General features: G+C 40.2%; 8 protein-coding genes. 1 reads left to right on the forward strand and 7 read right to left on the reverse strand.

What is annotated here, in order from left to right:
* Positions 1 to 76: 76 nt before the first annotated feature.
* From ASU31_RS24150 to ASU31_RS24180, 7 genes are all read right to left on the reverse strand, one after another.
* The gene (locus ASU31_RS24150; protein WP_057934813.1) at positions 77 to 979 is read right to left on the reverse strand and encodes a metallophosphoesterase family protein; all 903 of its coding nucleotides are present in this window, start codon (positions 977 to 979) and stop codon (positions 77 to 79) included.
* A 115-nt stretch (positions 980 to 1,094) separates the two neighbouring features.
* The gene (locus ASU31_RS24155) at positions 1,095 to 2,957 is read right to left on the reverse strand and encodes an alkaline phosphatase (RefSeq protein ID WP_057934814.1); all 1,863 of its coding nucleotides are present in this window, start codon (positions 2,955 to 2,957) and stop codon (positions 1,095 to 1,097) included.
* Positions 2,951 to 4,474 carry a RagB/SusD family nutrient uptake outer membrane protein gene (locus ASU31_RS24160; protein ID WP_057934815.1) on the reverse strand — a complete coding sequence of 508 codons (1,524 nt, stop codon included), beginning with the start codon at positions 4,472 to 4,474 and terminating at the stop codon, positions 2,951 to 2,953. Before ASU31_RS24160 ends, ASU31_RS24155 begins: the two co-directional genes overlap by 7 nt.
* 11 nt (positions 4,475 to 4,485) lie before the next feature.
* Positions 4,486 to 7,716, reverse strand: a complete 3,231-nt coding sequence (locus ASU31_RS24165; RefSeq protein ID WP_245224604.1) for a SusC/RagA family TonB-linked outer membrane protein — start codon at positions 7,714 to 7,716, stop codon at positions 4,486 to 4,488.
* Positions 7,717 to 7,954: 238 nt separating this feature from the next.
* Positions 7,955 to 8,899 (reverse strand): FecR family protein, encoded by a 945-nt coding sequence (locus ASU31_RS24170; RefSeq protein ID WP_057934816.1) that lies wholly within the window; start codon positions 8,897 to 8,899, stop codon positions 7,955 to 7,957.
* Between the two features lie 63 nt (positions 8,900 to 8,962).
* Entirely contained in the window at positions 8,963 to 9,526 is a 564-nt protein-coding gene (locus tag ASU31_RS24175) for an RNA polymerase sigma-70 factor (protein ID WP_157258265.1), read from the reverse strand.
* A gap of 366 nt (positions 9,527 to 9,892) precedes the next feature.
* Positions 9,893 to 10,897 carry an LLM class flavin-dependent oxidoreductase gene (locus tag ASU31_RS24180; protein ID WP_057934818.1) on the reverse strand — a complete coding sequence of 335 codons (1,005 nt, stop codon included), beginning with the start codon at positions 10,895 to 10,897 and terminating at the stop codon, positions 9,893 to 9,895.
* A 450-nt stretch (positions 10,898 to 11,347) separates the two neighbouring features.
* Here ASU31_RS24180 and ASU31_RS24185 point away from each other — a divergent pair, with 450 nt between their 5' ends.
* A complete protein-coding gene (locus tag ASU31_RS24185; RefSeq protein WP_083505519.1) occupies positions 11,348 to 12,073 on the forward strand; it encodes a LytR/AlgR family response regulator transcription factor in 726 nt (241 codons plus the stop codon).
* Positions 12,074 to 12,168 lie beyond the last annotated feature (95 nt).

The raw sequence follows: 12,168 nt of genomic DNA on the forward strand, positions 1-12,168 counted from the left end.
TTGGCATCGTCTACTCCAATGTCTTTGAATAAAATCTAATTTCCCCGTATAATGACCATTTTAACAAATTACATTATCAATAATTAACATATTGCTCTTCAAAACTGCCATCAGCGTGTAAATCGACCAGTGCATAACCTGGTGCGGTTTCTCTTCTGTTGCCTTCCCACCAAGCACCTGATACGGCACCGTTACAAAGATAGGTAACACCATTGTAAACCACTTTATCGCGCATATGCAGGTGGCCACTTAAACACAGTTTTACATTAGGATGCTGATAAAAAAGATTGATAATTTTGCTCGTATCGGTATGCATATCGCCACCCAACATGGTCCATTTGTTTACAATGTCATCTTCAATCATTAAAAGTGCAGTTAGGATTGGAATGTGCGACATCACCATTACAGGCATTTCAGCATTTGTTGTTTCGAGCTCGTCTTTAAGCCATGCCAACTGTTCGTCGCCCAATTTTCCAATATACCAGGTATTGTCGATATCCAGATGGGTACTATCCAGCACAATAATCTTCCATCCGTTCTTCACCAAACTATAATAAGGCTTAACCAGCTGCAATTTATCCATGGCATATTTCTTCCCGTAAAAAACATCGCCCTTAGTGTTTTCGTTCCACCAGATATCGTGATTGCCCAAACAGTAATGCACAGGAAGGTTACATTCGTTCTTCATCGTCTCTTTTACCAGTTTCCATTGATCGTTAATGGTGCTAATGTTCTCTTTGTTCATATCAAAAACGATATCTCCACCGTTTAAAACCAGGTCTATCTTGGGCGATTGCGACTGTAAATGGTGCAGGCATTTAACAAACCTGGCGGGCGCATTAAATTGATTTTTAAGATGCACATCAGTGATGTGTGCCACTCTTAGCACCGGTTTTTTATCGGCTGACAAAGAAAATGCAGGTAGGGTTGGCAGTAAAAACAGGCCACCTATATTCTTAAGTGCGGATCTTCTTTCCATAACATTCTTTTTATTGTTTCAAAATTAGCGCTGCCACATTGCTTTAACGTTAAGAAAAAAGCGGTGCTGTGGGTATACAGACACCGCTATGCAGATTTTGGTATATTTTAAAGATTTATTGGGTTTTCTTTAAACGATAAGCTTCGATGATTTTATAAAAAATCTGATGGTTAGGATACACCCCCATAAAGGCTTCCGAACCAGGGCCGTAGGCAAATACAGGCACCATGATATTGGTATGATCATCTGTGCTGAAATTGCCACGAACGGTTCCTTTTCTATAAGAGGCATCCAGGAGCGATAGTCCTCCGGTTTCATGATCGGCAGTTACGATTACCAACGTTTCGCCATCCTGATCAGCAAACTTTAAGGCTTCACCCACCAGGCGGTCGAAATCTTGCTGTTCGGTTACCGCAAAAGGCAAATCGTTTGCGTGCCCGCCATGATCAATCTGTGCCCCTTCTGCCATGATGAAAAATCCTTTTTTATTTTTCGAGAGCAATTCAACCGTTTTTAAGAACGAAGTCTTCAGCATTTCTCCCCGGCCTTCCAATATTTTCCGCGTAGCAGAATCGTCTAAAAGCACCACTTGCTTATCCGCATTTGAGGCAACAAAACTTTTTAGGTCTTTTTGTAGTGTATACCCCTTAGCCGAGATTTTATCCATCAATTTTTGATCTGGATTCTCGGTAAAACTTTTCCGTTTAGAACCAACTAGAATATCAACATGACCGTTCTGAAAATCGGCAGCAATTTCCTTCGTCATGGATCGTTCAAGCTGATGAGCATAAAATGCTGCAGGCGTAGCATCGGTAATATCGCCACTGCTGATGATCCCGCTTGTAAGACCATAAGGCGCCAAAATATCAGGGATAGACTGAAGTGCTTTACCCGTAGAATCGACGCTGATGTAGCGGTTATTGGTTTTATGCCCTGTAGCCATAGCCGTTGCACCTGCTGCAGAATCAGTAAAATCTGAATTGGAAGCCTCGGTGCGCGATAGGCCAAGATGTTTAATCGTGATGATGTTGGATTGACCAAAATTAGCACTCAAACCTGCCTGAATCTGTGCCAGTCCCATTCCATCCCCTATTAAAAGAATTACATTTTTGGCTTTTGTTTTTAATCCGTCGCTTTTGTAAGTTGGCTGATATGGTATATAAGCCTTCGGGTTGCTGTATTCAAGCTTAGCCCTGTTCTTGTAAAAATCTTTTAACAATGTGGGATGATCTGTTCCGATCCAATCAACCCCCATATGCTCCAGTTCTTTCCAACTGTTCGGGCTATCTTTAGTTGCCCAAAAACGGAAAGGTTTGCCCAATGCATGTACTTTGGCAATCACCGCTTTCATCTTTTCTAAATCGGTTGGTGTTGGGGTACCTTTTCCATTCCATACCGAATAATGAGAAATATCATCGCTAATCATACCAATGTGCTTTAACTGATCACTTGTGTATTGATTTGCGGGACGGCCATCGAAACTGATCAGTGATGGATAATCCTTAAACTTTTCGGCAGGTGGAACAGCCCCGCTCATTACAATTTTAATGGCTGAGGGATTGATCTGTTGATCGAAAACGGATTCATTACCTTTTAAATCAGCCAGTAATTTAGGGATTACATGTTCATAATCCTCCTTTATATCGATTACCAATTGAAGTTTTTGTTTCGGATCGGCATAAGGATGGTTGGCATGATCTTTAAAAAATGCTACCAATGGATCGATATATAATTTTTTCAATGTTTTGCCCGAGGTGATTTCGCTGCTATCGTGGGCAACAAACAATTCTCCATTACGGTAAAATACATCTGCTTCGATAGATCCCATACCAGCATAATAAGCCTCCAATAAAGGAATCTGCTGCTTATAATCATTATGGCTGTGTCCGTTACCGGCATTCAGTTTCTGCTGAGCAGAAACTGAATATACACCTAGACCCAATAATAAAAACAGGATCAGTTTATTCGATTTTACCATCCTGGATTTTGTTTAATTACACCTGCACTGTTATCAATTTCTCTTTGTGGTACGGCCCAAACATCGTGCACCTGCGGATTGAAAGTTCTTGCCGGCCAAATTACGCTCCCATCAAAATCGTGCAAAGGTTTGGCATAGGCTGCCTGTGCATCGCCCCATCTTACCAAATCGCGGTGACGGTCGGCCCATTCTCCTGCAAGTTCGTTACGGCGTTCGCGTTTAAGGTCGCCGATAGTCATTCCTGTCTTAGTCCCCAAACCTGCGCGTAACCTGATTTTGTTCAGTTCGGTATCGCCTGCCCCTGCACCGCTAAGGTTAATTGCAGCTTCTGCTTTAATCAGCAACACTTCGGCATAACGCATTAATGGCACATTTAAATCAGTAGTTCCATTATCTCCATTCGGATTAACGTGTGTTGGAATTGGATTGGCATAAGAAAACGGCTCCATGTATTTTTTAAATTGGTAATTTGAAGTTGCTCCTCCATCTTTAGTAAAGCTACGCTCGGCACCAAAGAACATAAATTTATCACCAGGTTTCAAAATGGTAGCTTCCCTGCGCTGATCGCCAGCTTCGTAAGAATCGTAAAGTTCTTTGGTTGGCAAATAATAACCCCAACCATTGTAAATGCCCCATGCTTTATTGGTTAACATTACACCCGGAAGTTTACTTCCCCAGCCGGTGCCACCACCACTTGGCGTACAAACCACCGACCAGATATATTCTTTAGACCAGTTGTTTGAAGCCTTAAAAACATCGGCAAAACCAGTATTTACTAAATCATGCTGACCTGAAGTGATGACCATATCAGCATATTTAGCAGCATTGGCATAATCTTTTTTGAACAGGTACACTTTAGATAGGTAAGCCCATGCAGCCGTTTTATGTGCTTTACCGTAATCAGCTGGTTTCATTGCTGAAAACAGAGGAAGGTTATCAGCTGCCTTTAAAAGAAGCGAAATAATATAATCGTAGTTCTCGTTTACATTACTGGCGCGGGGAATGGGCTGAGATGCATCTGTTTCAGGCTTAACAATTGGTACACCCGCTTTATCGCTACCGTAATTGGCAGCCAGCTGAAAATAAACCAAACCTGCATTAAAATAAGCATCGCCAATGATCTGTTTCTTTAAACTTTCATCCATATTGATGTTCGGCACATTGGTAATGATATCGTTGGCACGTTTGATGATGGCATAACGCATACTCCACTGCGTTTCGGTATAACCACCGCCTACATAAGTACGGTTAAAGTTTTTAATGTTATCGGCCTCTGGCTTGTTACGGCCGGTAACCATATCATCGCTGGCATTGATAAACCAGAACATCCCGCGACCGTAAAAATCTTCAGCATTATAGATTTCGTACATTCCACCTTCGGCTTTCAATGCATCCTCTTTAGTTTTCCAGAAGTTCTGTGCCGATGGAGAACCTTCGGGTGTAATATCGAGCTGCTTTGTACATGAAGAGAAAACAGCAAGGGCGGCAAATGCCATATATTTTAAATTCTTTTTCATTATTGTTGTGATTATAAATTTACACTTAAACCAAGGATAAAACTTCGTGCCTGCGGATAACGGCCAACATCCACTCCATTGTTGTCCATTCCGATTTCTGGATCAAAGCCTGAATATTTAGTAATAGTGAAAAGGTTGTTTGCTGTGGCATAAATTCTTACACCACCTGTTTTTAATTTATTAGCGATCGATTTTGGTAAACTGTAGCCTAAGGTTACGTTGCGTATACGCAGATAAGAGCCATTTTCGATATAAAAATCAGAAGCTGCAAAATTTCCGTTGGCATCGCTGGTTGAAATAATCGGCACTTTGCCACCTGGATTTTCTGGCGACCATGCATCTAAAATGCCGACCAATTTGTTGTATGAAGGACCACTAGCGCTATAAGTAGTGCGTTTTACGGCGTTGAATAATTTATTTCCTTGTACGCCCTGTGCAAAAATATTAAAGTCGAAATTTTTATAACTTGCGTTAAAGCTCAACCCATAAGAGAAATCGGGATAAGCGCTACCAGCAAAATAACGGTCTTTACTGTCAATAGATCCATCACCGTTGATATCTACAAATCTAAAATCACCTGCTTTTGCATTTGGCTGAATTTTTTGTCCTTTAGCATTTTTATAGTTATCGGCTTCTGCCTGACTTTGGAAAATACCATCAGTTTTTAATACAAAATAACTATACAGTGGCTGTCCTACCCTATTGGTAAGGGGCGCAACTTCATTCCGGAAATTGGTAGATACAACCTGGTTTTCTATACCAGGAATAAGTTCTTCTATATTGTTGTTTATTTTGGTTAAAGTAGCATTTACGGAATAGGTAAAAGCTGCATTTTTATCACTATTATAATTTAATCCTAACTCAAAACCTTTATCTTTTACTTTACCGGCATTAATGGTCTGAGTACCTAAACCTGCTGTTCCGGGTAATGTTCTCACCAGGATCATTTTATTAATTTCTTTAACAAAATAGTCTGCTGTAAGACTCAATCTGCCTAAAACGGCTACATCAACACCAAAGTTTGTTTGTTTAGATTCTGCCCATGCGATATTAGGATTGGCTAAAACCGTTTGAACATAACCATTTTGCAAAGTTGGCGTTTGTCCGAAATAACTTTGTGTTGGACTTAACAATGGGTTCACCGCAGCAGAAGTAAGTGCTGCTAAATTACCGAGAAAACCATAACTTGCCCTTAATTTCAATTCATTTAACCAACTTACATCTTTAAGAAAGTCTTCTTTGCTCATTAGCCATCCAACAGAAGCTGAACCATAATTCCGGGTCCTGTTATTTTTGGTCAGTAATGACGATCCATCACGGCGACCGATTAACGATGCCAGGTATTTTTCGCGATAGTTATAGTTTGCCCTAAAAAACAATGACGAAAGTGCTTGTGCGCTATAACCGCTCGATGAAGGCTGTATTACTGTGGCATTCATCAAATACCTGTATTGTGGCGATTCATCATCAAAACCTGATCCTGAAGCAAACAAACTTCTGTACTGTGTTTTTTGAAATGAGTAACCACCCGTAAGATCGAGCTGATGGCTACCAAAGGTACCTTTGTAATTTAACACTTGTTCTGTCAGGAAATCGCTATTATGGTTGTTGCTTTCCTGTAAACTATTGCTTAATACGGGTTTTCCTACCTCAGGCCTTTTAGGTGTAAAGCTTTTAAAAGCAGCATCTGTTTTGGTGATGCTTAAGTTAGACCTAAAAGTTAAACCTTTGGCTAATTTAATATTGGCATAGGGATTAACGACCAACACATTTACCGGATTGTTGATATCAATACGCATTAAATCGGCAACAGGGTTAACAATATCGCCATAATCTCCAGCATACGGCCCAGGTAAACCTGCAAAACTACCATCGGCATTGTAAGGTGTGGCATTTGTAGGATAATAAATGGCCGAAAGTAAAGCACCCGTATAATCGCTGCTGGTATTTGCGCCGTTTCCGTTAGTGCTGCTGTACGATAAGTTTTCGCCAATTTTTAACCAATTGGTTACCTCATGTTCGGTATTGATCCTGAAATTATAACGTTTGGTTTTAGTGTTTAACACAATCCCTTCGGCATTCCGGTAATTGAAACTCAAATAATAATTCGATTTTTCAGAGCCACCGTTGATTGCAGCATTATAATCCTGCAATAAGCCATCTCTAAACACTTCATCCATCCAGTCGGTACGTGTAATCTGCCCGTCAGGATATTTTGCAGCATCAAAGGCTGGCAATATGGTAGTACCGCCGTTTTTAGCTGCAGTTGCGGCTACCTGCGCACGTTGTTGTGCATTTAATGATTCTAGTTTTTTCCAGGCACTTTGTTGTCCAATTTTCGCATCAAAACTGATCTGCATCTTACCGCTTTTACCTTTTTTGGTCGTAATTAATATTACACCGCCAGAAGCTCTTGCGCCATAAATGGCTGCAGATCCATCTTTTAGCACCGATATCGATTCAATATCGTTAGGGTTAAGCTGTGGAGTACCCGAAAAGATAGATCCGTCGATTACGTAAAGTACATTTTCTCCATTAATACCGCCTGAGCCACGAACATTGATACGAGGCATCGATGTCGGATCGCCACCCTCGTTGGTCACAATTACACCCGGAGTTTTTCCGGCAAGCACCTCACCTACACTATTTAATGATCGCGAAGAAAGTTTATCCATCCCCACAATACTGATTGCTCCGGTTAAGGTTTCTTTTTTCTGTGTACCGTAACCTACAACCACTACATCAGCAAGTGTGGAGCGTTCTTCTTTCAAAACCATGTTAATTACCTGGTTTTCGCCCACTTTTGCTTCCCTGGTCTGATAACCAATCATGGAGAATGACAGTACGGCATCAGCGCCAACTGCAATGCGATAAGCACCGTTTCCATCGGTAATAGTACCACTTTGTGTGCCTAATACTTTCACCGAAACACCTGGAAGTGCCAAACCTGTAGTATCTTTTACTACCCCTGTGATTATCCGGTCTGGCTTATTCATTACGGCATTGTTTAAAATCACATATCCACCTTTTTCTAAAACCTGCAAACCAAGCCTGTCTAAAAGTGATCTTACGGGTTCTGTGTTAAAATCGCCACTTAAAAACATGTTTTTTTGTTGCAACTGATCTGGATTGTACACAAAACTAAGTCCGGTACGGGATTCAATTTCTTTGATGATCTCGGTCATCTTACGGCCTTTATTTATTGTAATGCTTACCGTAGTTTTCTCTAATTTTTGTGCCATACCTGCCGAAGCGAGGATAGAGCTGCAAAAAATGCAGAGGATTGTAAATGTTAAACATGAGTATTTCATGATCTTATAAAGAGCTGGTGTCCTCTTAGCGGAGGTTGTTTTCATTGCTTAATTTGTTTGATTTTATTTTTGTAAAGCTTTAATTATACTGGCTTTTGTTGCCAGGAAGAAAGATTGCGGCGAACGATCTGATCGGTACCGTAGAAAATTTCTATATCATATTCCTATCTCATCTGTATATATTAAATGTTTTATGATTTTTTGATGCATTGAACCTGAGGTGATGCAGACTGCAAATGATATCCAAAATCTCTTCAGGCGATTGCTTACTGCTGAAAGATGCAGTAGTTTTAAGTTTGCCCAAAGTGATATCGTTCAGCAAAATCTTGATGCTATAAACATATTGGAGTTTAGTAATAACCTGATCGAGGTTTGCACCATCAAAAGCAAATTCGATAAAAGCAGACGCTTTGATTTTACGGATGGCAGCGCGACCGTCATTTTTATCATAAGTTAAAAACTCATCCTTAACCAGCGTCCCCAGGTTGCCTTTTTGATTGCTCACCCCAACTTTACCGGTAACTACGGCAACCTCGAGCTGTTTATTGGCCTGATAAGATTTAACTTTGAAAGAGGTCCCTAAAACTTTAATGTCTACCCCAGCGCTTGTATGTACTGTAAACGGCCTTTTTTCCTGGTGGGCAATATCAAAAAAAGCTTCCCCTTCTTTAAGTGCAATATGGCGGCTGTTTGAAGCAAAGGCTTTAGGATAGCAGAGTTTTGCAGACGGACCTAACAAAACCACCGAACCATCTGATAAGGTAATGCGCTTCCGTTCTGTACCTCCAGTAACTACGGTAATCTGATTTTCAAGCTTCAATGGGGTATTGAGTTTCCAAATGCTTATTCCCAGTGTAATGATGATGAGTATGGCGGCAGCGATCCTGATAAAAGACTGTAGTTTGAATACTTTGCCATGTTTTGGCTTTTGGCGCATAGCGGCCTGAAGGTGAGCAAACATTTGCTCGCCTATCGCTGCTTTCCGATCGGCTGCCAATTCAATATTTTCCTGATTGAGCGTGGCATACCACTCTTCAACTTTTTTTTGTTCTTGCGGACTTGCCTGCTTATTGAGATATTTCTGCAGCAGTTCCTTTGCCTGTTCTTCTGTCATTTAAATACATGTCAGTTGAAAAGCAGATCGGTACTAACCAAGAATGTTATCTATAAATTAACTTTATGTTAAGCCGATTAAAGCTGCAATGAGCAGGATATAGGAAAGGCTTTTTTTAAGCAATTTTAGCGCTGCAGAAATCTGGTTTTTTACTGTTTGGACCGAAACATCAAGTTCTGAAGCTATTTCTTTAATGGATTTTTCCTGTTTTCGGCTCATCGAGAATACCAATTGCATTTTTTCGGGTAAAAGTGCAATAGCGGCATCAACTTCTAAATGAAGCTCTTTTAAAATCAGTTTATCATCAGCTGCTGCAATATGCTGCTCATCCATTAATGCTTTAAGTGCAGTTTGGTGGTGTTCTTTAATGCTGCCCGACCTGAAATAATTAATCACCTTATATTTCACCGCACCATACAGGTAGGCATCAAGGCTTCCTGTTAGGTTAATTGCTGTTCGGTTCTCCCAGAGGGATATGAAAATTTCCTGTGTAATATCCTGTGCCAGCGCCTCATCGCCCATTTTTTTCAGCGCAACATCAAAAATATCCTCCCAGTAGATCCGGTAGATCGCCTCCATAGCCCGATGATCTCCAAGCTGTAAAGATAAAAATAATGAATTGTCCAAGGGATGCCGCTTTATAAAGCGCAAAGCTAAGGGGCTAATATTCCCTTAGTATTAACAAATCTTAAAGAGTAGATGACGAATAATGGGAAATGCAAGATGGAAAATGGATAGGACTCTGTGGTGATTTGCGATATCCATGGGAAACATGACGCGATTGAGTTCCCCCTTGGCTGTCCGTAGAGTTCCGAAGGGCTCTACGGACAATACAATGGAAAAGAGTCTCTGACTTGGTATTAACCATTGAGTTGTTAAATTCTCCATCCGTAGTGACACTGCGTTTAACACTACGGATAGAATGGTAGCTATCGGGGTCCGCTCGAAATGACGAATCATGAAGGAGACATATTCGCAATGACTCCTAATCACTTACCCAAACAAGCCTGCAAAAATTTTATTCGAATGCAATTTTGCCTGATGATCGTAAATATGCGAGGTGCTCATAATCTCGTTTACACCATATTTTGCAACAAAAGCTTCTAAATTTTCTTTAATGGTTTCGGCACTACCGATAAAAGAATAATACAACATTTGTTCTACAGCTTCTTTTTCCAACTGATCCCAATAAACATTAATATCGTCTACTGCAGGTTTCAATAATTCTCTTTTGCCTGTAATTACACCGAGGAACATGCGTTTTACAGAGCTTGATAAACGTTCAGCTTCTGCGTCGGTATCAGCAGCAACCACATTTACACAGGCCATTACATAAGGTTCCTGTAAAAATGGGGATGGCTTAAAGTTATTTCTATAGATGGCGATGGCCTGTTCGAAATAAGCTGGTGCAAAATGACTTGCAAAAGCATAAGGAAGGCCTTTTTCTGCTGCTAATCGGGCGCTATCTGTACTCGAGCCCAAAATCCAGATCGGAATATCCAATCCTTCTCCCGGAATGGCTCTTACACTCGCACGATTATTATCTGCGGAGAAAAACTGCTGTAGCTTGTCAATATCTCTGGGAAAGCTATGAACGGCACTAAAATTTTCACCACGGATGGCCATTGCCGTAACCTGATCGGTTCCAGGTGCCCTGCCCAAGCCGAGATCGATACGGTTGGGATAAAGAGAAGCCAAAGTGCCAAATTGTTCGGCAACAATTAAGGGTGCGTGATTGGGTAGCATAATGCCTCCAGAGCCTACGCGGATCTTATTGGTGCCACCAGCAATATAACCAATAAGCACAGCTGTTGCAGAACTGGCAACACCAGCCATATTATGGTGTTCGGCAAACCAGTAACGTGTATAACCTAAATTTTCAGACTGTTTAGCTAAATCGAGGCTTGTTTTAAAAGTATCTGAAGCAGTAAAACCATCTAATACGGTTGCAAGATCGAGAACGGAATAAGGAATATTTTTCAATAAGTGATTAGCCATAAATTAAAAGGGATAAAATCTACGCCACAAAAATATCCTTAATAAAACCAAGTCTGGTTAATCTGAATATATATGACGTTTAACCAACACTAATCAGTACAGTGGGTATTATGCAAAGAAGTTATGCAAAATGAAACACGATCAGACAACAGGGAATACACAGATGTAGGAGTATATATATTATTGTAACAAAACGTACAAATCTGTGCTCTTAGCTTGATTAAAACTTATAATTCGATTAGCAAAAACATTAAAGGCGGAGTATATTTTATAGGTATTCTAGAATATTTTTATGGATTGTGGCTATTGCCGGCATCTTCTAAACTTAATTGACACATTTTTGCGTTAAATTAGTAAATAAGAAAAAGACTTAAAATTAATCCGTACAGATAGTACCCTTTTCGGTACGAAAAGGCGTAATTTCGTTATAAGAGAAACAGATTTTTGAAGATGATTAAGTGCATAGCCATAGACGACCAGTTCAGTTCCTTAGTGGGGCTACAAAAATATATTGAGGATACTCCTAACATGCGACTCGTCCAGCAATATACTGATCCAATTACTGCTTTAAGAGAGCTAGCCAACTCAGAAACAGTCGATGTAATTTTTATGGATGTGGAAATGCCTCAGATTTCCGGCCTGGAATTGGCTAAGGCCATCCGCTTTAAAACCAGAAAACTCGTCTTCACCACCTCACACCAGGAATATGCTTTTGATGCTTTTGAAGCTGCAGGTGATGCTTATTTGCTTAAACCATATAGTTATGCCAAATTTGCAACTACAATTACCCGGCTTTTTGGACAGGAAATGACGGGTGGTACCAACGAAGATTATTTTTTAGTTAAAAACAAAGAAGAGGAACACCGTGCGGTAATGGTTAAATATGAAGATATTATTGCTTTTGAGAGTTTTCACAATTACATCAAGATATATACCGTTGAAAAAGTAATTATTGCTTACTTAAGTTTAAAAGATGTTAGGGAACAGCTTAGCATTAAGAAAGGCTTTATACAGTTACACCGCGGTTATATTGTTGCCATTGATAAGATTTTGTATGTGGATGGCAACCGGATTACCATGAACAACCACATTGGCTTTACCGTTGGAGATATTTATTATAATGAATTTAAAAATTTTATTTCTGAAAGGCTAATCATCAGTAGCCGTAAAAAATAACGGCTACCGATGAAAACATTCAATAATTTTAAATTATACCTGTATTCGTAGAAACTGTTATAGTAGTTGGATCAGACACCGTTGTTGGGTTACTG

This window comes from Pedobacter ginsenosidimutans, assembly GCF_001442625.1.
Classification (GTDB): domain Bacteria; phylum Bacteroidota; class Bacteroidia; order Sphingobacteriales; family Sphingobacteriaceae; genus Pedobacter; species Pedobacter ginsenosidimutans.